Annotated in this window: 22 protein-coding genes; 16 read left to right on the forward strand and 6 right to left on the reverse strand. The window is 56.6% G+C overall.

The window, feature by feature from the left end; all coding sequences use genetic code 11:
- Nucleotides 1–238: 238 nt before the first annotated feature.
- Nucleotides 239–1,060: a LysR family transcriptional regulator gene (locus KP80_RS17875; RefSeq protein WP_052284978.1), complete on the reverse strand. Its 822-nt coding sequence runs from the start codon at nucleotides 1,058–1,060 to the stop codon at nucleotides 239–241.
- Between the two features lie 97 nt (nucleotides 1,061–1,157).
- Between KP80_RS17875 and KP80_RS17880 the strand changes: the two genes are divergently transcribed.
- Nucleotides 1,158–1,892 carry an SDR family oxidoreductase gene (locus tag KP80_RS17880; protein ID WP_052284979.1) on the forward strand — a complete coding sequence of 245 codons (735 nt, stop codon included), beginning with the start codon at nucleotides 1,158–1,160 and terminating at the stop codon, nucleotides 1,890–1,892.
- Nucleotides 1,893–1,969: 77 nt separating this feature from the next.
- On the opposite strand, the gene KP80_RS17885 is transcribed toward KP80_RS17880, so the two are convergent.
- Nucleotides 1,970–4,228, reverse strand: a complete 2,259-nt coding sequence (locus KP80_RS17885) for an FAD-dependent oxidoreductase (RefSeq protein WP_052284980.1) — start codon at nucleotides 4,226–4,228, stop codon at nucleotides 1,970–1,972.
- Between the two features lie 62 nt (nucleotides 4,229–4,290).
- Here KP80_RS17885 and KP80_RS17890 point away from each other — a divergent pair, with 62 nt between their 5' ends.
- Nucleotides 4,291–4,983: a hypothetical protein gene (locus KP80_RS17890; protein ID WP_052284981.1), complete on the forward strand. Its 693-nt coding sequence runs from the start codon at nucleotides 4,291–4,293 to the stop codon at nucleotides 4,981–4,983.
- Here KP80_RS17890 and KP80_RS17895 read toward each other — a convergent pair.
- Together KP80_RS17895 and hpaR are read right to left on the reverse strand one after the other, a co-directional pair.
- Entirely contained in the window at nucleotides 4,955–6,286 is a 1,332-nt protein-coding gene (locus KP80_RS17895) for an MFS transporter (protein ID WP_052284982.1), read from the reverse strand. The two genes, KP80_RS17890 and KP80_RS17895, sit on opposite strands and share 29 nt — an antisense overlap.
- A gap of 278 nt (nucleotides 6,287–6,564) precedes the next feature.
- Nucleotides 6,565–6,978, reverse strand: a complete 414-nt coding sequence (hpaR, locus tag KP80_RS17900; RefSeq protein ID WP_052284983.1) for a homoprotocatechuate degradation operon regulator HpaR — start codon at nucleotides 6,976–6,978, stop codon at nucleotides 6,565–6,567.
- Nucleotides 6,979–7,239: 261 nt separating this feature from the next.
- On the opposite strand from hpaR, the gene hpaG reads away from it, so the two are divergent.
- From hpaG to KP80_RS17950, 10 genes are all read left to right on the forward strand, one after another.
- Nucleotides 7,240–8,514 carry a 4-hydroxyphenylacetate degradation bifunctional isomerase/decarboxylase gene (gene hpaG, locus KP80_RS17905; RefSeq protein ID WP_052284984.1) on the forward strand — a complete coding sequence of 425 codons (1,275 nt, stop codon included), beginning with the start codon at nucleotides 7,240–7,242 and terminating at the stop codon, nucleotides 8,512–8,514.
- On the forward strand, nucleotides 8,514–9,980 hold the full coding sequence (hpaE, locus tag KP80_RS17910; RefSeq protein ID WP_052284985.1) for a 5-carboxymethyl-2-hydroxymuconate semialdehyde dehydrogenase: 1,467 nt from the start codon (nucleotides 8,514–8,516) through the stop codon (nucleotides 9,978–9,980). Before hpaG ends, hpaE begins: the two co-directional genes overlap by 1 nt.
- Nucleotide 9,981: 1 nt before the next feature.
- On the forward strand, nucleotides 9,982–10,833 hold the full coding sequence (gene hpaD, locus KP80_RS17915) for a 3,4-dihydroxyphenylacetate 2,3-dioxygenase (RefSeq protein ID WP_052284986.1): 852 nt from the start codon (nucleotides 9,982–9,984) through the stop codon (nucleotides 10,831–10,833).
- Nucleotides 10,834–10,842: 9 nt separating this feature from the next.
- The gene (locus tag KP80_RS17920; protein WP_052284987.1) at nucleotides 10,843–11,223 is read left to right on the forward strand and encodes a 5-carboxymethyl-2-hydroxymuconate Delta-isomerase; all 381 of its coding nucleotides are present in this window, start codon (nucleotides 10,843–10,845) and stop codon (nucleotides 11,221–11,223) included.
- 61 nt (nucleotides 11,224–11,284) lie between these two features.
- Nucleotides 11,285–12,088, forward strand: coding sequence for a 2-oxo-hept-4-ene-1,7-dioate hydratase (hpaH, locus tag KP80_RS17925; RefSeq protein ID WP_052284988.1), 804 nt, complete (start codon nucleotides 11,285–11,287; stop codon nucleotides 12,086–12,088).
- 14 nt (nucleotides 12,089–12,102) lie between these two features.
- Nucleotides 12,103–12,891: a 4-hydroxy-2-oxoheptanedioate aldolase gene (gene hpaI, locus KP80_RS17930; protein ID WP_052284998.1), complete on the forward strand. Its 789-nt coding sequence runs from the start codon at nucleotides 12,103–12,105 to the stop codon at nucleotides 12,889–12,891.
- Nucleotides 12,892–13,001: 110 nt separating this feature from the next.
- Nucleotides 13,002–14,378: a 4-hydroxyphenylacetate permease gene (gene hpaX / locus KP80_RS17935; protein ID WP_052284989.1), complete on the forward strand. Its 1,377-nt coding sequence runs from the start codon at nucleotides 13,002–13,004 to the stop codon at nucleotides 14,376–14,378.
- Between the two features lie 9 nt (nucleotides 14,379–14,387).
- Entirely contained in the window at nucleotides 14,388–15,278 is an 891-nt protein-coding gene (gene hpaA / locus KP80_RS17940) for a 4-hydroxyphenylacetate catabolism regulatory protein HpaA (protein WP_052284990.1), read from the forward strand.
- Nucleotides 15,279–15,587: 309 nt separating this feature from the next.
- The gene (hpaB, locus tag KP80_RS17945) at nucleotides 15,588–17,150 is read left to right on the forward strand and encodes a 4-hydroxyphenylacetate 3-monooxygenase, oxygenase component (RefSeq protein ID WP_052284991.1); all 1,563 of its coding nucleotides are present in this window, start codon (nucleotides 15,588–15,590) and stop codon (nucleotides 17,148–17,150) included.
- Between the two features lie 19 nt (nucleotides 17,151–17,169).
- The gene (locus tag KP80_RS17950) at nucleotides 17,170–17,685 is read left to right on the forward strand and encodes a 4-hydroxyphenylacetate 3-monooxygenase reductase subunit (RefSeq protein ID WP_052284992.1); all 516 of its coding nucleotides are present in this window, start codon (nucleotides 17,170–17,172) and stop codon (nucleotides 17,683–17,685) included.
- Nucleotides 17,686–17,890: 205 nt separating this feature from the next.
- Here the strand turns inward: KP80_RS17950 and KP80_RS23465 are convergent, their stop codons facing one another.
- The gene (locus KP80_RS23465) at nucleotides 17,891–18,109 is read right to left on the reverse strand and encodes an ECs_2282 family putative zinc-binding protein (RefSeq protein WP_419772963.1); all 219 of its coding nucleotides are present in this window, start codon (nucleotides 18,107–18,109) and stop codon (nucleotides 17,891–17,893) included.
- Nucleotides 18,110–18,254: 145 nt separating this feature from the next.
- Here KP80_RS23465 and KP80_RS17955 point away from each other — a divergent pair, with 145 nt between their 5' ends.
- On the forward strand, nucleotides 18,255–19,553 hold the full coding sequence (locus KP80_RS17955; RefSeq protein WP_052284993.1) for a sensor domain-containing diguanylate cyclase: 1,299 nt from the start codon (nucleotides 18,255–18,257) through the stop codon (nucleotides 19,551–19,553).
- On the opposite strand, the gene KP80_RS17960 is transcribed toward KP80_RS17955, so the two are convergent.
- On the reverse strand, nucleotides 19,554–20,762 hold the full coding sequence (locus KP80_RS17960) for a multidrug effflux MFS transporter (protein ID WP_052284994.1): 1,209 nt from the start codon (nucleotides 20,760–20,762) through the stop codon (nucleotides 19,554–19,556).
- A gap of 188 nt (nucleotides 20,763–20,950) precedes the next feature.
- Between KP80_RS17960 and KP80_RS17965 the strand changes: the two genes are divergently transcribed.
- The 3 genes from KP80_RS17965 to mmuM all read left to right on the forward strand — a co-directional run bounded on the left by KP80_RS17965 (nucleotide 20,951) and on the right by mmuM (nucleotide 24,585).
- Nucleotides 20,951–22,072, forward strand: coding sequence for a cupin domain-containing protein (locus KP80_RS17965; protein WP_052284995.1), 1,122 nt, complete (start codon nucleotides 20,951–20,953; stop codon nucleotides 22,070–22,072).
- 178 nt (nucleotides 22,073–22,250) lie between these two features.
- Complete coding sequence (gene mmuP, locus KP80_RS17970) at nucleotides 22,251–23,666, forward strand: S-methylmethionine permease (RefSeq protein WP_052284996.1); 1,416 nt, start codon at nucleotides 22,251–22,253, stop codon at nucleotides 23,664–23,666.
- Nucleotides 23,653–24,585 carry a homocysteine S-methyltransferase gene (mmuM, locus tag KP80_RS17975; protein WP_052284997.1) on the forward strand — a complete coding sequence of 311 codons (933 nt, stop codon included), beginning with the start codon at nucleotides 23,653–23,655 and terminating at the stop codon, nucleotides 24,583–24,585. The genes mmuP and mmuM overlap by 14 nt, the downstream gene beginning before the upstream one ends.
- Nucleotides 24,586–24,846 lie beyond the last annotated feature (261 nt).

Below are 24,846 nucleotides of genomic sequence, written 5' to 3' on the forward strand. Positions count from 1 at the left end.
TGAGGCGAACCGAGACAGGGACGTCGAGTTTCGCCGTGCCGCAGGCTGGAGTTCGGAGGCGAACGCAGTGCGAAGCACCGATTTCACCGCGGGGCCGCGGGGATTGCTAAGAGGGGGCGCGGCGCCCCCCTTAGCCCGTTCACGGGTGCAGTTATTTCATGTTCTGCCAAACATAAAGTGAACGGAATCGTGCACTCAACTGCCAAACATCACGTGAACGGAGTCTCCTGCCTAACTGTCAGGCCTGATTAAGCAAATCCAGCAGCTGACGCACAGCCGGATTTTCCGCCGCCTGAATGGCATAGCAGATTCCCAATCTACGCACCAGCGGATAGCCCGGTAGCGCGCGGTAGGCTAAATCGCAGCGTGATTCCACCAGCGACTGCGGGGCAATCGCCAGACCAAAACCACCCTCAACCAGATCTAACGCCAGCGTAAAGCTGCCCGAGTTGGCGCTCGGCGCGCCGGCAGATGGACCGTAGAACGGCAAAAATCGCTGATGGGAATCATGTGCGGGGTACATCACCCACGGATAGCCGTAGAGCAGCTCCAGATTCAGTTCTGCCAGCTCGCTGACCGGATGCGCCGACGGATAGGCCAGCACGTACGGCTCGTCGTACAGCGGCATAAACAGTTCGTCTTCGCAGCGCAGGCTTTCGCAGCCGAGACGAATGTCGCCCGTACAGCCGGGATCAAGGGTCACCAGCGTATCCGGCATCTCGCCGCCAATTTGCTGTAACAACGACGCCAGACATGGTGAAGCGATGTCTTGTTCGATGCCGATAGTCAGCGGCGCTTTGTCCTGACGCTTGCGAAAACGTGCGGTCAGCGTGGCCATATCCTGGATCATCCGACAGGCGTGGGGATAGAGCGCGCGCGCATCTTCTGTCACCTCCACGCCGCGGGGTTTACGCACGAAAAGCTGAGTGCCTAGCTCCTCTTCCAGGGCTTTAACGGTGGCAGAAAGTGCAGGCTGTGTCAGACTTAACTGTTCAGCGGCACGGGTAATATTGCGCTCTTCAAAGACTGAGATGAAGGCGCTGAGCTGTCGTTTATCCATAGGAATTATTTATGGCTGTGAAAAAAACAAACCATTTTTCACCATTTCTAATCGGAATTAAAGTAGCGCCATCAATTTTATTTATGAGGAATTCTCTATGAACGCTGCATCCAAACCTTTAGTCGTGATCACCGGCGCCAGCTCCGGCATTGGCCTTGCCACCGCGAAGCTGCTGTCTGAGCGCGGCCATGCGTTGCTGCTGCTGGCACGTCGTGTGGACAGGATGACGGCGCTGAATCTGCCGCGCACCCTGTGTCGTTCCGTCGATGTGACCGACCGTCAAGCCGTTGCCGCAGCGATTGCCGAAGCCGAGCAGCAGTTTGGGCCGGTGGATGCGATGGTCAACAACGCGGGCGTGATGCTGCTGGGCAACATTGACGATCAGAACCCGGATGAATGGGAACAGATGCTGGACGTCAACGTGAAAGGTCTGCTGAATGGCGTGCACGCGGTGACTAAAGGGATGATTGAACGTAAAGCGGGCACCATCATCAACATCAGCTCCATCGCCGGGCGTAAAACCTTCCCGAACCACGTGGTGTATGTCGGCACTAAGTTCGCCGTCCACGGTCTGTCTGAAAACCTGCGTGAAGAGCTGTCACCGCACAACGTGCGCGTGGTGGTGATTGCCCCAGGCGCCGTTGAAACCGAGCTGCTGAGCCACACCACCAGCGATGATATCAAAGCCGGTTATCAGGAATGGAAGCAGGATATGGGCGGGAAAGTGCTGAGTCCAGAAGATGTGGCGCACGCGATTGAGTACGCCTATGCCCAGCCGCAGTACGTCTGTATTCGTGAAATTGTGCTGGCTGCGACCCGCCAGGGAGCATAACCCCTTTTACGTTGGTGCGCCCCGACGTAAAAGGTTTCGGCGGGTATGCGGGGGATTGCCCGCATACCCGTCTTCGCTTATTTCACATTCAGCGTGTAGACCGCCGGCAGTGCCCCTGCTGATTTCACCAGTTCAAGGCGGATTTTTGACACGCGACGCGGAGCCTCCAGCGTATGCTGGCAGACGGAATGACGGTTATCGTCAACCTCGGCGAGCAGTTCATCATCGGCCCACAGTCGATAATGGGTGGTACAGTGCGGCGTCACCGCAGCATGGTGGCCCATTTGCACGGTTTCCATCGCGTTATCAAAATCATTATCGAACACCAGCGTCAGCGACTGTACGGTTTGCGGTGCATCCCATTGCCACGTTAACTCTGGTTTAGCATCGTCGAGCGCGGGCGCCCAGCCGTTGATATGCTGTTCTGGGCGCAGTCGACCGTTAAGCAGATTTTGCACGTCATAGCAGCGCAGCGGAGTGACGAAATGAATCGCGGGCATCACCTGATGCGGGCGGCGACGCGGCACCCAGAAATCAAACTCTTCTGCGCCAAAATCACCGTCAACAATCTGTCGTGGATGTTTCGCGACGCGGGCATTCTGGCTATTAAACACCGTCATCACGCCCGGCAGCTCAAGGCTGGTTAAGGCGATGTCGACATTACTGTTGCTCTCAAAAGCGATAAACAGGTAGCGGTCGGCATCGCTTTGCCAGTCGAAGGCCACGCGGTATTCACCCGTTTCTTCAACCATGAATGAACGCTCGTCCAGCAGCGTGTCGGCGCAATAGTTAGCGGCTTTTTGACTGCCCAACAGGCTGATTTTTAATGGCTGCGCCGTGGCAGAACGCAGGGTGAAGCGCATTTCCGGCAGCGATTCCCCGGCTGGTAACGGCAGCAGCAGAGCCATACGCTCGTCGAGCGCCATCCACTCACCGTTGGCCGGGAGGGTAGCGAGCTGCATTTCACTGCTGGCGGTGACCTGTGCGCCGCGCGCGGGATCCTTTAGGCGCTGGCGTGGAATGTAGCAGCCGGTGTGCTGAAGATGCTGCTGCAATTTGCCGATATGTTTGCCTTCCGCCAGCTGTGGGGCATTCAGTTTATACTGCTGACATAGCGCGGCGGCGCGGCCAACCACCTCACCCAGCAGACCGCAGGTACACATCACGCGGGCGCTGCCGAAGGCGACGTGCGAGGCGGAGATCAGCCGCCCGGTGAGGAATAGATTATCCAGCGAACGGCTATACAGGCTGCGATAAGGAATGGTGTAGGTGCCTTTACTGTGGAACTGGCGGCAGCCGTCGTGGCTGCTGTAAACGCCGTCGGCCGGATGCAGGTCAATCGACCAGCCGCCGTAACCGACCGCATCGTAGTGGTCACGCTGTTCCATAATGTCCTGCTGGCACAGCAGATGGTCGCCGATAAAGCGGCGACTTTCACGTTTGCCGGGGATCGCACCCACCCACTCGATGGTCAGGTTATCCGCATCCGGGAATTCGCCGGAATTTTTGATGTAGTTCCACACGCCCCAGACGATTTTCCACAGCTCCCATTTGATCTCTTCGCTGTCGTGAATGGTATCGAGGCGGCCGCCCCATTCCAGCCACCACAGATCGCAACCGTTGAGGGTGGAAGTCAGGCGTTTATAGCGCGGGATCTCTTCAATGTTCTGCAGCGCGAAAGAGGGAGGAACAAACCTCACCGGTTCGCTGCCTTTGCGGGTATAGAAGTAGATCGAGTGGCCGAGTTTATGGCCAAAGTTGTCGCCCGGCGCCATTTTCTCCCCCAACTCTTCAGCATCCTCGGCACCGATGCGGTACTCTGCTCCGGCAAGATGGCCGAGTACGCCGTCACCGGTCGCATCGCAGAACTGTGCGGCCTGAATGTGGTAGAAGGTTTCGTTGACCGGGTTAAAACCGGTGGCTTCAGTGATGCGCTGGCCTTCACGGTTTACTGCGTAGATAGCGGTGTTGAGCAACAGGGTGAGATTCTTTTCGCGCTGCGCCAAATCCAGCAGCAGCAGGTCGAACATCATCGGGTTGCCTTCTTTATTGCGCCACAGGTTCTCTTCCATGATCTCGCCCATGATGCCGCCTTCGCGCGACCAGCGGTTATTGTTACCCATGTGCGAGGTGGCACCGTTAGCCCATAGCCGCACTTCGCTGGAGGCGTTGCCGCCGAGCACCGGGCGATCTTGTACGAGAACCACCTGCAAACCATCGCGCGCCGCGGCGAGCGCGGCGCATAACCCGGCCAGGCCACCGCCGGCAACCAGCAGATCGGTCGTCAGGTTCTGATGGGGAAAATCACGTTCGTGGGTTTGCTGAAAAATTTGCATAAATTGTAATTCCTGCCTTTCTGGCGATAAAATAATAGTCTTCAAAAAAACGGGGTCCCGCCATGTCGTCTCAACCTAATCAAAGCCTTATCGACGGTATTCGCTGCCTGCAGTATCTGGTATCCAGCGATCGGGCTATCGGTTGTCGCGAACTGGCCCGCCTGATGGGCACCAATGCTACCCGCGTGAATCGGCTGCTGATGACCATGGCCGCGATTGGTCTCACCACCCAGGATGAGCAGCGTCGCTATCTGCCGGGACCGGGTATTCATGCTCTGGCGGCGCAGGCTATCCGCGGCTCAACGCTGTTTTCAAAGGCTCTCCCACTGCTTGAAACCCATGCTCCGAAAGATATCGTGGTGGCGATGGGCGTCCTGTGGGAGGACCAGGTTATCTATATCTTCCACTCCCAGCCCGGCAGCCATATCAGCCAGGCCTTAGCAGGCTTCCACATGATGCCCGCCTGCCAATCGGTCATCGGTATCGCACTGTTGGCGGCCGAAGAGGATGATGTGCTCGCGGCGCGCTTTAGTGCTGAAGAGATGGTGGCTATCGCCCCGTATCTTCAACAGCAGCGTGAACAGGGACAGGTGGTCTGGCCGCACGACGATGGTGAATTGTCGATAGCCCAACCTATCCAGTTCGGTTCGCATAAAGCGGCGTTGGCCTTTGCCGGGATGTACGAGTACACCCCGGAGCAAACGGCAGCCCGCCAGGCAGAGCTGGTCACGCTTTGCGGCCTGCTGACGGCGTAACTTTTTCGTCGTCGAGGTCAATCTTTCCGACCACAAACAGGTAAGAACAGATCCCTAAACAGGCCAGCACGGCGATAAAGCCCAGCGCTGGGGCGAAGTTGTGTCCATCGATCAGCGCGCCAATGGCAATCGGCACCACGATGGATGACAGCGCGCCGGTAAAGTTAAAGACGCCGCCAGCAAGGCCTATCAGATGGCGAGGGGCCAGTGCGGTCACGAACACCCATGTAATAGTGGCCAGACCGTTGCCGAAGAAGGCGATAGACATAAACACGATGATCAGCGTCGGGTTGTCGGTGTAGTTAGCGCCGAGGATAAACAGCGTTAGCGCCATACCCAGAATTACCGGGGCCTTGCGCGCAAAGCTGGTGGAGACGCCGCGGCGAATTAGACGGTCGGAAACAAATCCTGCCAGCAGCACACCAACGAACGCCGCCAGATAGGGGATAGAGGCCACATAGCCGGATTTAATAAAATCCATGTGGCGATACTGCACCAGATAGGTTGGGAACCAGGTCAGGAAGAACCAGAAGGTGGCGGAGATGGTGAACTGGCCAAAGTAGATGCCAATCAGCTTCCGACTTTTGAACATCAGCCCCAGATCCTGCCAGCTAAATGGACGCTTCGCGGCGCTCTCGCGGCTTTCCATCACCGCACCGCCTTTACGCAGGTGATCGAGTTCGGCCTTCGAGACGGTTTTGTGATCCAGCGGATCGCGATACAGGCAGTACCACAGCACGCCCCACAGCATTCCGGCTACGCCGGTAATCAGAAACAGCCCGCGCCAGCCAAACAGATCCTGTACGTGGAACAATATTGGCGTCATTAACGCCATACCGACAAACTGCGCCGAGGAGTAAATCCCAATCGCCGTTGCGCGCTCTTGTTCCGGGAACCAGCTGGAGATCACCCGGTTGTTCGACGGCATCACTGGTGCTTCGAAGGCACCCACGCCCAGACGTAGACCCACCAGCGCGCCAAAACTGTTGGCCACCGCGTGTAGCGCGGTGATAAGCGACCAAATAAACAGCCCCACGCCGTACACCAGACGGGAGCCTAAACGGTCGATCAGAAAGCCGCCGGGGATCTGTAATGCCGCATAGATCCAACCGAAAGCCGAGAAGATGAGCCCCATTTGCAGCGGCGTAAACTGCAGCTCGCCGGACATTTGGGTGGCCGCCACCGAGAGGTTAGTTCGGTCCATGTAGTTGATAATAATATTAATAAACACCAGGCCTAGCACAAAAAAGCGTACCCGTCCGGTCGAACGGGTGGCAGATCCTGTTATCGGTTGTTCTGACATAGAGGTGTTCTCATCGTTTTAAGTTTTTGAGGTACGAGGCGTAATATCATTGCTGTTAGTGTTTCTTTTATAGAAACACCAAGCGAAAGGCAAAGCGGGATGTAAAGAAGTGTGATCTTCCTTGGATTTGCGCGGCGATAAAACCGGTTTCAGTGGGTACAGAAGAAATACGCGCCGGAGCGAAAAAAAGCTATCTGCTGTCGTGAGGGGGATTTTAGGGGGGAATAGAATGACGGCATCACGTTGAGAAAAGTGATGCCGTTAAGATAATGATTTAATTACTTTTCTAGTTTAATAAACTCATGAAGCAGCGCCGTTAACTGGCGCATTTTCTCCGGCGTAAACCGCTTTTCAATTTGCTGATAGGCCTCTTCAACTTTCGCCTGCGCGCGCTCGTACAGCGCGTATCCCTCTTTGGTCAACGACACATAAAGTTTGCGCTGGTCGTTTACCGGCTTTAAGCGCAACACCAGGCCGTCGCGCTCCATGCGGGTCAAAATGCCGGTCAAACTGGGGCGCAGAATACAGGTGGCGGCGGCCAGTTCGTGAAAATCCATCGACGGGTTCTCGACCAGCACGCGAACGATTCGCCATTGCTGCTCGGTCAGGTTGTGCTGCTTCACTATCGGGCGGAAGTAGGCCATCGCCACCTCGCGCGCCTGCATCAGCGCGATGGTTAAAGAATCATGCATTATGCCTCCGCATACCTCTCATTATTAATATATGAACAATATAACAATGTTGATTTTATCGACAGCATATTTTGAGTGAAAACAAGGCGTGAAGATTGTGTTTGTTGTTAAGTAATTGATAAATAACGACTAAACATTGATTATGTAAAATTATTGTTATTTTGATCACAAATAATTGACTTGTGTTTGCTAAATGACCAGCTGAGGCATAAAACAGATCATTAATATGTTAATGAAAAAGTTTTCGCTAAGGAGCTGTTCATGAAAGGTACCGTTTTCGCCGTAGCGCTTAACCATCGCAGCCAGCTTGATGCCTGGCGCGAGGCGTTTGAGCAGGCCCCCTACAAGACGTCGCCCAAAACGGCGGTGTGGTTTATCAAACCGCACAACACCGTGATTGGCGGCGGCGAGCCGATTCCATTGCCGCAAGGGGAAACGGTATACAGCGGTGCGACCGTCGCGCTGGTGGTGGGCAAAACGGCATCTAAGGTTACGGCTGGAAACGCGGCGCACTATATCGCCGGCTATGCGCTGGCCAACGAAGTGAGCCTCGTGGAAGAGAGCTTTTATCGACCGGCCATCAAGGCCAAATGCCGTGACGGTTTTTGCCCATTGGGGGACGCGGTGAGCATCGGGAGCGTCGATAACCTGACCATTACTACCGAGATCAACGGCCGCGAGGTTGACCGCTGGAGCACTGCCGACCTGCAGCGCAGCGCCGCTGAGTTGCTGAGCGCGTTAAGTGAATTCGCTACCTTAAATCCCGGTGATGTCATTTTGCTGGGGACGCCGCAGGTGCGCGTGGCGCTCAATCCTGGCGACCGCGTCCGCATTCTGGCAGACGGGTTCCCACCGCTGGAAAACCCGACTGTCGTCGACAGCAAAAAGGCAGCCGTCGCGCATCCAGAGCACCACAGCACGCTGTTCGCCCTTGGCCTCAACTATGCCGATCACGCCAGCGAGCTGGAATTTAAGCCGCCGGAAGAGCCGCTGGTATTTATCAAAGCCCCCAATACGGTGACCGGTGATGGGCAAACCTCGGTGCGCCCGAACAACGTCGAATACATGCACTACGAAGCGGAGCTGGTGGTGGTCATCGGTAAAACCGCACGTAAGGTCAGTGAAGCTGACGCGATGAATTATGTGGCGGGCTATACGGTGTGTAACGACTACGCCATCCGTGATTATCTCGAAAACTACTATCGTCCGAATTTGCGGGTGAAAAGTCGCGACGGCCTGACCCCGATCTCCCCAAACGTGGTGCCGAAAGAGGCAATCCCTGACCCGCACAATCTGGCGCTGCGCACTTTTGTCAACGGCGAGCTGCGTCAGCAGGGCACTACCGCCGATCTGATTTTTAGCATCCCATTTTTAATTGCCTACCTCAGCGAGTTTATGACGCTGCAACCGGGCGACATGATCGCCACTGGCACCCCGAAGGGGCTGTCCGATGTGGTGCCGGGTGATGAAGTGGTGGTGGAAGTGGAAGGCGTGGGGCGCCTGGTGAACCGAATTGTCAGTGAGGGAAATGCGTAATGAAAAAGATTAACCATTGGATTAACGGTAAAAACGTCGCCGGTCACGACTACTTCCACACCACCAACCCGGCCACCGGTGAAGTACTGGCAGAAGTGGCGTCCGGCGGTGAAGCTGAAGTGAATCAGGCGGTGGCGGCGGCAAAAGAGGCCTTCCCGAAATGGGCCAATCTGCCGATGAAAGAGCGTGCACGCCTGATGCGCCGCCTGGGCGATTTGATTGACCAAAACGTGCCGGAAATTGCGGCGATGGAAACTGCCGATACCGGGCTGCCTATCCACCAGACGAAAAACGTGCTGATCCCACGTGCGTCCCACAACTTCGAATTTTTCGCCGAAGTGTGCCAGCAGATGAACGGCAAAACCTACCCGGTTGACGACAAGATGCTCAACTACACGCTGGTGCAGCCGGTTGGCGTGTGTGCGCTGGTGTCGCCATGGAACGTGCCGTTTATGACCGCTACCTGGAAGGTGGCACCGTGCCTGGCGCTGGGTAACACGGCGGTGCTGAAAATGTCCGAACTGTCGCCGCTGACCGCCGATCGCCTGGGCGAGCTGGCGCTGGAAGCCGGCATTCCGGCCGGGGTGTTGAACGTGGTGCAGGGCTACGGTGCAAGCGCTGGTGATGCACTGGTGCGTCATCATGACGTGCGCGCAGTGTCGTTTACCGGCGGCACCGCCACCGGGCGCAACATCATGAAAAATGCCGGATTGAAGAAGTATTCGATGGAGCTGGGTGGCAAATCGCCGGTGCTGATTTTTGAAGATGCCGACATCGAACGGGCGCTCGACGCCGCACTGTTCACCATCTTCTCGATTAACGGTGAGCGCTGCACCGCCGGGTCGCGCATCTTTATTCAGCAGAGTATCTACCCGGAATTCGTCAAACGTTTTGCCGAGCGCGCTAATCGCCTGCGCGTGGGCGACCCGACTGACCCGAATACTCAGGTGGGGGCGCTGATTAGCCAGCAGCATTGGGAAAAAGTCTCCGGCTATATCCGTTTGGGGATTGAAGAGGGGGCGACCCTGCTGGCAGGCGGCCCGGAAAAACCAACCGATTTACCGGCGCATCTGCGCAATGGCAACTTCCTGCGACCAACGGTATTGGCGGATGTCGATAACCGCATGCGCGTGGCACAAGAAGAGATCTTCGGCCCGGTAGCGTGCTTGCTGCCATTCAAAGACGAAGCGGAAGGGCTGCGTTTGGCCAACGACATCGAGTATGGCCTGGCTTCCTACATCTGGACCCAGGACATCAGCAAAGTGCTGCGCCTGGCGCGCGGCATCGAGGCCGGCATGGTGTTCGTCAACACCCAGAACGTGCGCGATCTGCGCCAGCCGTTTGGCGGCGTGAAGGCCTCCGGCACCGGGCGTGAAGGCGGCGAATACAGCTTTGAAGTGTTCGCGGAAATGAAGAACGTCTGTATTTCTATGGGCGACCATCCAATCCCGAAATGGGGAGTGTGATATGGGCAAGTTAGCGTTAGCGGCAAAAATTACTCACGTACCGTCAATGTATCTCTCAGAAATTCCGGGGAAAAACTTCGGTTGCCGCCAGGCGGCGATTGACGGGCATATCGAAATCGGCAAGCGCTGCCGGGAAATGGGCGTCGATACCATTATTGTTTTCGACACCCATTGGCTGGTGAACAGCGCCTATCACATTAACTGCGCGGCGAGCTTTAAGGGGATTTATACCAGCAACGAGCTACCGCACTTTATTCGTGACATGACCTACGACTACGACGGCAACCCCGAGCTTGGGCAGATGATCGCCGATGAAGCGGTGAAGCTGGGCGTGCGTGCCAAAGCGCACAACATCCCGAGCCTGAAGCTGGAGTACGGCACGCTGGTGCCGATGCGCTACATGAACAGCGACAAGCATTTCAAAGTGGTGTCGATCTCCGCCTTCTGTACGGTGCACGATTTTGCCGACAGCCGCCGGCTGGGCGAAGCCATTCTCAAAGCCATCGAAAAGTACGACGGCACCGTAGCCGTGTTCGCCAGCGGCTCGCTGTCGCATCGCTTTATCGACGACCAGCGTGCGGAAGAGGGGATGAACAGCTACACCCGCGAATTCGATCATCAGATGGATGAGCGCGTGGTCAAGCTGTGGCGCGAAGGCAAGTTCAAGGAGTTTTGCACCATGCTGCCGGAGTATGCCGACTACTGCTACGGCGAAGGCAATATGCACGACACCGTGATGCTGCTGGGGATGCTGGGCTGGGACAAATACGACGGCAAGGTGGAGTTCGTCACCGACCTGTTTGCCAGCTCCGGTACCGGCCAGGTTAACGCTATTTTCCCACTGCCAGCGTGAGGATAAACCATGCCGCACTTTATTGCCGAATGCACCGACAACATCCGTGAACAGGCCGATTTGCCGGGTCTGTTTACCAAAGTGAACGCAGCGCTTGCCGAAACCGGGATTTTCCCGCTCGGCGGCATTCGCAGCCGCGCTCACTGGCTGGATACCTGGCAGATGGCCGACGGTCAGTACGATTACGCGTTTGTCCATATGACGCTAAAAATCGGCAGCGGACGCAGCCTCGAAAGCCGCGAGCAGGTGGGGGAAATGCTGTTTGCGCTGATTAAAAGCCACTTTGCCGCGCTGATGGACAGCCGCTATCTGGCGCTGTCGTTTGAGCTGGACGAACTGCATCCGACGCTGAACTACAAACAGAACAACGTTCACGCGCTGTTTAAATAATCCCGGTAAGGCCAGCCTTCTCCCTCAAAGTGAGGGGGAAAACACCGCCACAGGAATCACTATGCTCGATAAACAGACCCATACCCTGATTGCCCAGCGGTTGAATCAGGCCGAAAAACAGCGCGAGCAGATCCGCGCGGTGTCGCTGGATTACCCGGCTATCACCATCGAAGACGCCTACGCCATCCAGCGCGAATGGGTGGCGATGAAGATTGCCGAAGGCCGCACGCTTAAGGGCCACAAAATCGGATTGACCTCGAAAGCGATGCAGGCGAGTTCGCAGATTAGCGAGCCGGACTACGGTGCGCTGCTCGACGATATGTTTTTCCACGATGGTGGGGATATCCCTACCGACCGTTTTATCGTGCCGCGTATTGAGGTGGAGCTGGCGTTCGTATTAGCCAAACCACTGCGTGGTCCGAACTGCACGCTGTTTGATGTTTATAACGCCACCGACTACGTGATCCCGGCGCTGGAACTGATTGATGCCCGCAGCCATAACGTGGACCCGGAAACCCAGCGCCCGCGCAAGGTGTTCGACACCATCTCCGACAACGCCGCCAACGCAGGAGTGATCCTCGGCGGTCGGCCAATTAAGCCTGATGAACTGGATTTACGCTGGATCTCCGCGCTGCTCTACCGTAACGGCGTGATTGAAGAAACCGGCGTAGCCGCGGGCGTGCTCAACCATCCGGCCAACGGCGTGGCGTGGCTGGCCAACAAGCTGGCGCCGTATGACGTCCAGCTAGAGCCGGGGCAAATTATTCTCGGTGGATCGTTCACCCGCCCGGTTCCGGCGCGCAAGGGCGACACCTTCCACGTTGACTACGGCAACATGGGATCCATCAGCTGCCGCTTTGTATAAGGGATAACACGATGCTGAAGAATAGTTTTAAAGAAGCGCTAAAAGCCGGGTGCCCGCAGATTGGACTGTGGCTGGGGCTTTCCAGCAGTTATAGCGCTGAGCTGTTAGCCGGTGCGGGTTTTGACTGGCTGCTGATCGACGGCGAACACGCGCCGAACAACGTGCAGACCGTGCTGACGCAGCTGCAGGCGATTGCGCCGTATCCCAGCCAGCCGGTGGTGCGCCCGTCGTGGAACGATCCGGTGCAGATTAAACAGCTGCTCGATGTTGGCACGCAAACTCTGCTGGTGCCGATGGTGCAAAACGCCGATGAAGCGCGCGCCGCCGTGGCAGCAACCCGCTACCCGCCGCAGGGGATTCGCGGCGTCGGCAGCGCGCTGGCGAGAGCGTCGCGCTGGAATCGCATTCCTGATTATCTTCATCAGGCCAACGCGGCGATGTGCGTGCTGGTGCAAATTGAAACCCGTGAAGCGGTGAGCAATCTGGCGCAAATCCTTGACGTGGAAGGCGTTGACGGCGTGTTTATCGGCCCGGCGGATCTCAGCGCCGACATGGGCTTTGCCGGCAATCCGCAGCACCCGGAAGTACAGGCCGCCATCGAAAAAGCCATTGTGCAGATTCGGGCGGCGGGGAAAGCACCGGGCATTCTGATGGCTAACGAACAGCTGGCAAAACGCTATCTCGAGCTGGGCGCGCTGTTTGTCGCCGTGGGCGTTGATACCACCCTGCTGGCGCGCGGCGCGGAAGCGCTGGCGGCCCGTTTTGGCGCCGGTGCGTCCGCCGCCGAGCCGGGCGTTTATTAAGGCCGGTGTCACCCGATTGTCTCTAGAACAAACCTCAGGCCGGATAAGGCATCGCCCTGTCCGGTAAAAACGCTGTCGTACCCTACAAAAATCCCATTAGAGGAAGAATTATGAGCGACACATCATCTGCCATTCCGGAGCAGCGCAACCCTGCTGACCAGCATAAGCAGCTGACGGCAGGCCAGCAGGCGGTTATCAATAAGCTGTTTCGCCGTCTGGTGCTGTTTTTGTTTGTGCTGTTTATTTTCTCGTTTTTAGACCGTATAAACATCGGCTTTGCTGGGCTGACGATGGGGGCCGATCTCGGTCTCAACGCCACCATGTTCGGCCTCGCTACCACGCTGTTTTATGCCACTTACGTGATTTTCGGCATTCCTAGCAACGTGATGCTCAGCATCGTCGGGGCGCGACGTTGGATAGCCACCATTATGGTGCTGTGGGGGATCGCGTCTACCGCCACCATGTTTGCCGTTGGGCCAAAGAGTTTGTACGTGCTGCGAATGCTGGTGGGTATTACCGAAGCCGGCTTCCTGCCCGGCATCCTGCTTTATTTAACCTACTGGTTCCCGGCGTTTTTCCGCGCTCGCGCCAACGCGCTGTTTATGATTGCCATGCCGGTCACCACCGCGCTGGGTTCGATTGTCTCCGGCTATATTTTATCGATGGATGGCATGCTGAGCCTGCGCGGCTGGCAGTGGCTGTTCCTGCTGGAAGGTTTCCCGGCGGTGCTGCTGGGGGTGATGGTCTGGTACTGGCTGGACGACTCCCCGGAAAAAGCCAAATGGCTGACCGCCGAGGATAAAAAGTGCCTGCAGGAGATGATGGATAACGATCATTTGACGCTGGTGCAGCCGGAAGGGGCCATCAGCCACCACGCGATGCAGCAGCGCAGTCTGTGGCGTGAAGTGTTCACGCCTATCGTGATGATGTACACGTTTGCTTATTTCTGCCTGACCAATACCCTGAGCGCCATCAGTATCTGGACGCCGCAGATCCTCAAAAGTTTCAACGAGGGCAGCAGCAATATCACCATTGGCCTGTTGGCGGCGGTCCCGCAGATTTGCACCATTCTCGGGATGATCTACTGGAGCCGCCACTCGGATAAACATCAGGAGCGTAAACACCATACGGCGTTGCCGTTCCTGTTTGCCGCCGCCGGCTGGCTGCTGGCTTCGGCGACTAGCCATAGCCTGATCCAGTTGCTGGGGATCGTCATGGCTTCTACCGGTTCCTTTAGCGCGATGGCGATCTTCTGGACCACGCCGGATCAGTCGATAAGTCTGCGCGCCCGCGCGATCGGGATTGCAGTGATCAATGCCACCGGCAACATCGGATCGGCGCTGAGCCCGTTTATGATCGGCTGGCTGAAAGATATCACCGGCAGCTTTAACAGCGGGCTGTGGTTTGTTGCCGCGCTGCTGGTGGTGGGGGCGGTTGTCGTCTGGCTTATCCCGATGAAATCGTCGCGCCCGCGGGCGACGCCGTAAGGGGGCACTATGTGCCAGCAGACGATTACCAATATTGATATCAGCACCGAGTATGACGAGAGCCTGGGCAGCAAAGATGTGCACTATCAGTCTTTTGCCCGGATGGCTGAGTTCTTTGGCCGTGATATGCAGGCGCATCGGCACGACCAGTTTTTCCAGATGCATTTTCTCGATACCGGGCAAATTGAGCTGCAGCTTGATGATCATCGCTACTCGGTGCAGGCACCGCTGTTTGTATTGACTCCGCCATCGGTGCCGCACGCGTTTATCACTGAGTCGGACAGCGACGGCCACGTGCTGACGGTCAGAGAAGATCTGATCTGGCCGCTGCTGGAGGTGCTCTATCCCGGCACCCGAGAGGCGTTTGGCCTGCCGGGCATGTGCCTGTCGCTGGCGGATAAACCGGATGAGCTGGCGGCGCTGGCCCACTACTGGCGGCTGATTCAACGCGAGTCAACGTCGCAGCTGGCGGGGCGCGAGCACACGCTGGTACTTTTAGCGCAGGCGGTGTTTACGCTGCTGTTGCGCAATGCTCCGCTGGATGATCATGCGGGGAGCGGCGTGCGCGGCGAGCTAAAGCTGTTCCAGCGCTTTAACCAGATGATCGACAGCCACTATCATCGTCACTGGACGGTGCCGGACTATGCGGGGGAGCTGCATCTGACCGAGTCGCGGCTGACGGATATCTGCCGCCGTTTTGCCAACCGGCCACCAAAGCGGCTGATTTTTGACCGGCAGCTGCGGGAAGCCAAAAGGCTGCTGCTGTTTTCCGATAGCGCAGTGAGCGAGATTGCGTGGCAGCTGGGGTTTAAGGACCCGGCCTATTTCGCCCGCTTTTTTAACCGCCTGGTAGGATGTTCGCCGAGCGCGTTTCGCGCCAGTCAGATTCCGGTGTCGTAATTTTCCCCTCACCCTAACCCTCTCCCCATAGGGTAGAGGGGACCAAACTGTGCGCGCTTTGAGTTTTTTCCTCTGTGGGGAGATAGGGCTAATGTGTGCACGTTTTTCCCCCTCCCCCCTTTGGGGAGAGGGCCGGGGCGAGGGGCATCCTCCATCAAACCTCGCCCAGATCACAGAACCCAACCTCGCCTGAAAAGTACCAGCCGTTGTCGCAAACGTCCCTTCACGAATACCCGCCCAAACGCTTCAATTACGGAACAAAAACAAAACATAAATTTAACAAATCCGATGAATACTGGAGTGTACCCTATGAAACCTGAAGATTTCCGCGCAGACGCCAAGCGCCCGTTAACCGGCGAAGAATACCTGAAAAGCTTGCAGGATGGCCGTGAGATCTACATCTACGGCGAGCGGGTCAAAGATGTCACCACCCATCCGGCGTTCCGCAATGCGGCAGCGTCCGTCGCTCAGTTGTACGATGCGCTGCACAAACCGGACATGCAGGACAAACTGTGCTGGAACACCGATACCGGCAGCGGCGGCTACACGCACAAATTCTTCCGCGTGGCGAAAAGTGCCGATGACCTGCGCCAGCAGCGCGACGCCATCGCCGAGTGGTCACGTCTCTCCTACGGCTGGATGGGCCGAACCCCGGACTATAAAGCTGCATTCGGTAGCGCACTGGGTGCCAACCCGGCGTTCTACGGCCAGTTCGAGCAAAACGCCCGCCACTGGTATTCACGCATTCAGGAAACCGGCCTGTACTTTAACCACGCCATCGTGAACCCGCCTATCGATCGCCATAAGCCGGCCGATGAAGTGAAAGACGTCTACATCAAGCTGGAAAAAGAGACCGATGCCGGGATTATCGTCAGCGGTGCCAAAGTGGTGGCCACCAACTCGGCGCTGACCCACTACAACATGATTGGCTTCGGCTCGGCTCAGGTGATGGGCGAAAATCCGGACTTCGCGCTGATGTTTGTTGCACCCATGGACGCGGAAGGCGTGAAGCTTATCTCCCGTGCCTCCTACGAACTGGTGGCCGGCGCAACCGGATCGCCATATGACTATCCGCTCTCCAGCCGCTTCGACGAGAACGATGCAATCCTGGTGATGGATAAGGTACTGATCCCGTGGGAAAACGTACTGATCTACCGCGATTTCGATCGCTGTCGTCGCTGGACGATGGAAGGCGGTTTTGCCCGTATGTACCCATTGCAGGCGTGTGTGCGTCTGGCGGTGAAACTCGACTTCATTACTGCGCTGTTGAAAAAATCACTGGAGTGCACCGGCACCCTCGAATTCCGCGGCGTGCAGGCAGATCTCGGTGAAGTCGTGGCGTGGCGCAATATGTTCTGGGCGCTCAGCGACTCCATGTGCTCAGAAGCGACACCGTGGGTCAACGGTGCCTATTTGCCGGATCACGCTGCGCTGCAAACCTACCGCGTCATGGCCCCGATGGCCTATGCCAAGATCAAAAACATCATCGAACGTAACGTCACTAGCGGCCTGATCTACCTGCCGTCGAGCGCGCGCGATCTCAATAATCCGCAGATCGACCAGTATCTGGCGAAGTACGTTCGCGGCTCCAACGGGATGGATCACGTTGAACGCATTAAGATCTTAAAACTGATGTGGGATGCGATCGGCAGCGAGTTTGGCGGCCGCCATGAGCTGTATGAAATCAACTATTCCGGAAGCCAGGATGAGATTCGCCTGCAGTGTCTGCGCCAGGCGCAGACCTCCGGCAACATGGACAAAATGATGGCGATGGTTGACCACTGCCTGTCGGAATACGACCAGAATGGCTGGACGGTGCCGCACCTGCACAACAACGCTGATATTAATCTGCTGGATAAGCTGCTGAAGTAATTCGCAGCGGGAGGTCACAATGCAATTAGATGAACAACGCCTGCGTTTTCGCGATGCGATGGCTAGCCTGTCGGCAGCGGTAAACGTTGTCACCACCGAGGGAGAGGCCGGACGCTGCGGTATTACCGCCACCGCCGTGTGCTCGGTGACGGATTCTCCGCCGTCGGTGATGGTGTGCATTAATGCCAATAGCGCCATGAACCCGGTTTTCCAGGGGAACGGCAAGTTGTGCATCAACGTGCTCAACCACGATCAGGAGATCATGGCGCGCCACTTCGCGGGTATGACCGGCATGGCGATGGACGAGCGCTTTAGTCTCAGCGGTTGGCAGCGCGGGGCGTTAGCTCAGCCGGTACTGCACGGCGCGCTGGCAAGCCTGGAAGGGGAGATTCGCCAGGTGCAGACCATTGGCAGTCATTTGGTCTATCTGGTGGAGATCCAAAATATTGCGCTGGGGGAAGAAGAGGGGCATGGGCTTATCTATTTTAAGCGCCGCTTTCACCCGGTTATGCTTGAAGCCGAGGCGCTAGCGTAAAGCAAACGGCAGGTAGATAAATCCCGGCGGGTGGCAGATTATGCTGCCCGTTTTTTTTGTCATTTGCGTAAATTTGCAAGGTGATATAAATCAGATAAAAAGATGAGGGCTAATATAAAAAGATAGAAGCGTTAATAGTTATGTCAGAAGGATAATATTATTGATTCAGAATTAAATATTAACAGAATAATAGCATGAGATGAGTCTATGCCTTTTTTTGGGGAAGAGCAGAAAGTGCTTCAACAATCATTTCTTCGGCCCTGGAACGGGCAAATTTGATTAGCTCTGCTTTACTGAAGGCCGTGCCACAGGCATGACATGCTAGCGGAAACGCATCTTGCGAATTTCTGATATTCTCGATATTCGATATTTCGGTAATTCCGCTACATTTAGGGCATAAATAGTTAATTGAAATCACAGGCATGCCTCCATTACTTTTGATATAAAGTAACTTAGCAGCACTAATTGTTAAAGTGGTTATGGCCACTAATTAACAGGTCATTATATCTTGGTTGACCTGATGGTTAAATTTTAACCACGAAAAGGTAATTGGAAAAGGAAGAACCGCAATGGAAAAGCAGCTCGCACAATGCAAAAAGGGCAATTCGGATAGGCTGGCGGACCTTCTGCACCACAATACCGACTGGGTGTGGGAAGTGGATGCGGCAGGCCGCTACGTTTGGGTATCCGACGTAGTTAAAAACCAGCTGGGCTATACGCCGGAAGAGGTGTTGGGCCGTACGCCATTTGATTTCATGTTGCCTGATGAAGCTGAGCGGCTAAGGAAGGTCTTCGGCGAGGTGATGGTTGCACAGAAGCCCTTCTCGGGCATGATTAACCGCAACCGCCGTGCCGACGGTAGCGTGGTGGTGATTGAAACCAGCGCAATCCCGCTGTTTGATGAACTGGGGGCGCTCTCCGGTTTTCGCGGTATTGACCGCGATATCACTCAGCTTAGCGAGCGAGTATTGCAGCTTGAGTCTATCTACCAGAACACGCCGCTGGCGCTGTGCATTATCAATCGTGACGGCCAACTGACCAAAGCGAATAAGGCGATGGGAGTGCTACTGGGTGAGCCCGAGGAGAGCCTGGTGGGCAAACGGCTCGAGGCGATCATGCCAGAATGGCAGCAGTTGTTTCAGCAGGATTTCATGCGCATTGATAGCGGTGAGGAGCTTGCCAGCAAAGAGGTTTCGCTTCGCGGGCGCTACTACTATATTAAGCCGCAGCCGATGTATGACGCGGGTGGCAATGCGGTAGGTATCTCCGCCGCGTGGATGGATATCACGGAACGTAAGCTGGTGGAGCAGCAACTTGCCAGCGCCAACCAAACCTTGCTGCAGTTTGCCGAGCGAGATCATCTAACCGGCCTGTTTAACCGGCGCTATATGGACGATCGGCTGAGCTATGAAATTAGCGGTGCCCAGCGCGAAGGCGCCTCGCTGTCGCTGTGCATGGCGGATATCGATTTCTTTAAGCACTATAACGACACCTACGGCCATCAGGCGGGAGACCGCGTCCTGCGTGCGGTGGCTGACGCCCTGATGGGCGCGCTGCGGCCGGGCGATTGCGTCAGCCGCTACGGCGGCGAAGAGTTTTTGATTATGCTGCCGGACACTGACGCCAAAGGTGCGCTATCGGTGGCTGAACGTCTGCGTGAGCGGGTCATGGCGCTGGAGATTGAGCATAAAACCAGCCCTATTGGCGGCATTCTGACGATAAGCCTTGGCGTCATGACCTGGGACTCGCCGAAATATGTCTGCAGTATCCAGAGCAACGCCGATATCAGCGCTGATCTTATTAGCAGCAGCGATACAGCGCTGTATCAGGCCAAGCAGCAGGGGCGAAACCGGGTCGCGGTAGCGTGATTATGCCGTTGCCCTGGTGCGTGCCGTCAGGGCAACGGCGGTGCTGGCGCAGGTAAACAGTGCGATGACGCACGCCATCGTCCACGGCGTGCCGTCGCTTAACATGGCAAGCAGCAGCGAGGAGATAATCCCGCTGCCGTACTGCAATGCGCCTATTAACGCAGAAGCCGAACCGGCAACGTTGGGCGCAGCGTCGAGTGCAGCGGCGGTTGAGGTGGCGGCGATGATGCCGTTCATCGAGAACAAAACAAAGATGGCGGCAACCATCAGGACAAGCCCGCCGACCTGCAATCCTGCCCCGGCCGCCAGCACTAGCGCGGCCACACCTGCTACGCAGGTTGCCACTTTTAGCAGTATCTCCAGCGCATAGCGTTGTACGATGCGGCGATTCACCATGCTCATCACCATGACACCGACGATATTGAGCGCAAACAGCCAGCCGTAGTACTGCGGCGCAACGCCAAAGTAGCTGATGTAGACAAACGGTGAACCGGTGATAAAGGCGTAGATCGCCACGTAGTAGAACGTGAGACACAGCGTATAGCGCATAAACGCCACATTGGTCAGCAGCAGACCATAGTTTTTAAACACGCCGCCCAGCGAGGCGTGCTCACGCTTGTCGACGGGCAGCGTTTCTGGCAGCCAAAACAGCATGATAAACATGGCGACACCAATAAGCGCCAGCAGCCAGAAAATCAGGTGCCAACTGGCAAACATGATGATTTGTCCGCCGAGCAAAGGCCCGGCAATTGGAGCAACCGCCATCATTAAAATTAAGGTAGAGAGCATTTGCGCGGCGCGGGTACGGCTAAACAGATCGCGAATCATCGCTCGCGCCAGCATCGGGCCGGTGCAGGCCCCCAGCGCCTGAAACACGCGCCAGAAAACAATCTGGCTAATGCTGGTCGACAGCGCGCAGCCAACGGAGCCAATAATAAATAGCCCAATACCGATGAACAGCGGCAGGCGGCGACCTAAACGGTCGCTCAGCGGTCCCCAGATCAGCTGCGCGATGCAAAAACCCATTAAGAAGCCGGTGATGGTCAGCTCGACGTTGCCGTGTAAATCACGCGCCATGGCCGGCATGGCGGGAAGATAAATATCGGTTGAGAGTGAAGTAAAGGCCATCAAGGCGCTCAGGATAACGACAAAAAGCAAACCATGGGGATTGCCGGGGGCGGGCGTCGCGCGCGCCGGTGAGTGACTCATAATTTTCCATCGGGGTAGTGTTGATGGTCCATAGGATAGCCTGATAGACGTGCGCGAATAATCCGGCAAAACCGGATGCCGCTATGAATGGGATTCATAAGTCCGCATCGGCAATTGATTCATCACAAGGCGCGCCGGGTAATGGGCTATTTATAATCGAGCCTACTTCTTCACTCACGGTATCAATCATGGCTTATCAACTGAACCTTAACTGGCCGGAATTTTTAGAAAAGTACTGGCAAAAGCAGCCGGTCGTATTAAAAAACGCATTTCCAAACTTTGTCGACCCGATTACGCCGGATGAGCTGGCCGGTCTGGCGATGGAAATGGAAGTCGATAGCCGTCTGGTGAGCCATGTTGATGGCGTCTGGTCCGCCAGCAACGGGCCGTTTGAAAACTTTGACCACCTGGGTGAGAGCAACTGGTCGCTGCTGGCGCAGGCGGTGAACCATTGGCACGAACCCTCCGCAGAGCTGGTGCGCCCGTTCCGTGTTCTGCCGGATTGGCGTCTCGACGATTTGATGATCTCTTTCTCCGTACCGGGCGGCGGCGTGGGGCCGCATATCGATCCGTACGATGTGTTTATCATCCAGGGGATGGGGCGCCGTCGCTGGCGTGTGGGCGATGCGCTGCCGTTAAAACAGCACTGCCCACACCCAGCGCTGCTGCACGTCGAGCCGTTTACGCCGATTATCGAGGTGGAAATGAATCCAGGCGACATTCTCTATATTCCGCCTGGATTCCCGCACGACGGCTTTACCTATGAGGCGACGCTCAACTACTCCGTCGGTTTCCGTGGGCCGAACGGCCGTGAACTTGTCAGCAGCTTCGCTGACTACGTGTTGGAAAACGATCTCGGCGAGAAGTACTACACCGATCCGGATCTAACCTGCCGTGAACATGCGGGAAAAGTCGAAGAGTATGAACTGGAACGTCTGCGTACTCTGATGATCGACATGATCCGTCAACCCAACGATTTCAAGCAGTGGTTTGGCAGCTTTGCATCCACGCCGCGCCATGAGCTGGATGTTGCGCCAGCGGAGCCGCCGTTTGAGCCGGAAGAGGTGGTTGCCGCGCTGGAGGATGGTGAGATTCTTCGTCGTCTGAACGGTCTGCGGGTGCTGAACGTGGGTGGCAGTTTCTTCATTAACAGCGAGCGCCTGGAAACCTGCGCACCGCAGGCGGCGGATGCCCTGTGTCGCTATACCGAGCTGGATAAAACCCACTTTGGCGAGGCGCTGCGTAACCCAGCGTTTGTGGCTGAATTGACGGATTTGATTAACCAGGGATACTGGTTCTTCGACGAGTAGCGAGCGCTCGGCTGAGAAATATTCTCTCGCGACGGCCCCCCGCTTGAAAGGTTGAGGGCCGTTCTTCTTTTCTATTCCTCATTTTTAGTACCGACTCCGTTTTGCATATTGTTAACGATCGTTGTATAACAGCTTTCTGATTTGGATGTTTAGATGTCCATACGTTTAGAAGGTAATAATGCAAAGCACAGACACAACACAACAACAAGGTGGGCAATTAAAGCGCACCATGAAGACTCGCCACCTGATCATGCTGTCGCTGGGTGGTGTTATTGGCACAGGGCTATTTTTTAATACCGGCTATATCATCTCGACGACGGGGGCTGCGGGCACACTGCTGGCCTATCTTATCGGCGCGCTGGTGGTTTGGCTGGTGATGCAGTGCCTCGGCGAACTGTCGGTGGCGATGCCGGAAACTGGCGCTTTCCACGTTTACGCCGCCCGTTATCTCGGCCCGGCGACCGGTTACACCGTGGCCTGGCTCTACTGGCTGACCTGGACCGTGGCGCTGGGGTCCAGTTTTACTGCCGCCGGATTTTGTATGCAGTACTGGTTCCCACAGGTGCCGGTATGGATCTGGTGCCTGCTGTTTTGCGTGATGATTTTCGGCCTTAACGTTATCTCCACCCGCTTCTTTGCCGAAGGGGAGTTCTGGTTCTCTCTGGTGAAGGTGATTACCATCATCGCCTTTATCATCCTTGGCGGAGCGGCGATCTTTGGCTTTATCCCGATGCAGGATGGTTCACCTGCGCCGGGGCTGAGCAATATCACCGCAGAGGGCTGGTTCCCACACGGCGGACTGCCGATTTTGATGACCATGGTGGCGGTAAACTTTGCTTTTTCCGGCACCGAGCTTATCGGCATTGCTGCCGGTGAAACGGAAAACCCGCACAAGGTCATTCCGGTGGCTATCCGTACCACCATCGCGCGGCTGATCATTTTCTTTATCGGCACCGTATTCGTGCTGGCGGCGCTGATCCCGATGCAGCAGGCGGGGGTAGAGAAAAGCCCGTTCGTGCTGGTGTTTGAGAAAGTGGGGATTCCATATGCGGCCGATATCTTTAACTTTGTTATCCTGACGGCGATTTTATCCGCTGCCAACTCCGGGCTGTATGCCTCTGGGCGTATGCTGTGGTCGCTCTCCAATGAACGCACGCTGCCGCGCTGTTTCTCACAGCTCAATAAAAACGGCGTGCCGCTGGTGGCGCTGTCGGTCAGTATGCTCGGTGGCCTGCTGGCACTGTTTTCCAGCATCGTCGCACCGGATACGGTGTTTGTCGCGCTGTCGGCGATCTCCGGTTTTGCGGTAGTGGCAGTGTGGATAAGCATCTGCGCGTCGCACTTCGTTTTCCGTCGTCGTCATCTTCAGCAAGGTAAAGCGCTGAGTGAACTGCACTACCGCGCGCCGTGGTATCCGCTGGTGCCGGTGCTGGGCTTTATTCTGTGCCTGGTGGCCTGTATCGGATTGGCCTTTGACCCTTCACAGCGTATCGCGTTATGGTGCGGGCTGCCGTTCGTGGCGCTGTGCTACGGTGCCTACTATTTAACGCGTTCACGTCAATCACAACAGGAGCCGCAGCATGCCGCAGAATAACCCGTTAACCGCCATTCTCGCTGAAAACCCGTTTGTGGTGCTCGATGGCGCGATGGCCACGGAGCTGGAAGCGCGGGGTTGCGATCTGGCAGATAACCTGTGGTCGGCAAAAGTGCTGATGGAAAATCCGCAGCTGATTTACGACGTACATCTGGATTACTTCCGCGCCGGGGCACAGGTAGCGATTACCGCCAGCTATCAGGCAACGCCAGACGGTTTTGCCGCCCGCGGGCTCGATGAGGTGCATTCACGGGCGCTCATTGCCCGAAGCGTAGAGTTAGCGCGTCAGGCTCGCGATGCTTATCGGGCTGAAAACCCCGCGGCAAAAGGGCTGCTGATTGCCGGCTCGGTGGGGCCTTACGGCGCCTATCTGGCGGATGGTTCAGAGTATCGCGGTGACTACCAGCGCAGTGCGCAGGTGTTCCAGGATTTCCATCGCCCGCGCATTGAAGCATTGCTCGACGCAGGGGCCGATCTGTTGGCCTGTGAAACGCTGCCGTCGTTTGACGAAATTCGCGCGCTAGCACAGCTGCTGGCGGAGTATCCGGTGGCGCAGGCATGGTTCTCGTTTACGCTGCGCGACGCTCAGCACCTGAGCGACGGCACGCCGCTGCGAGATGTACTGGCGTTTCTCGCCGACTATCCGCAGATTCTGGCGGTAGGAATTAACTGTATCGCGCTGGAAAATACCGTGGATGCGCTGAGCTATCTGCACAGCCAGACGCCGCTGCCGTTGGTGGTTTACCCTAACTCCGGTGAACACTACGATGCGGTGACCAAGACCTGGCATCACCACGGTGAAGCTTGCGCTACCCTGGAGGGCTATTTGCCACAGTGGCTGGCGGCGGGGGCGAAGCTGATTGGTGGCTGCTGTCGTACGACGCCAAAGGATATTGCGGCGCTGAAAGCGCACTGTTGATGAGGAGTGAGGCCGGGCAGTTGTGCGTGAAATTTCGTGTAGCTTCCCAGCCGATTGCGCTCCTTGTTCATCTCATGCCACATAATCTGCGCGGCGCAAGGAGCGCGCAGGGGGCGGCCAATCGCGGCCGCCCCCTGCACCCCCGCGCTCTGGCGGCAGAATCGCCGCTACGCGGTTCCCTCAGCTTATGCCTTCCGGCTTTTGGGTCGGGCGCGAGGCAACATCCCTGTAAAGCCGCGCCCCTGTCTCTTATACACATCT

The sequence above is a fragment of the Kluyvera genomosp. 1 genome (assembly GCF_001266615.1).
Lineage (GTDB): Bacteria > Pseudomonadota > Gammaproteobacteria > Enterobacterales > Enterobacteriaceae > Kluyvera > Kluyvera cryocrescens_A.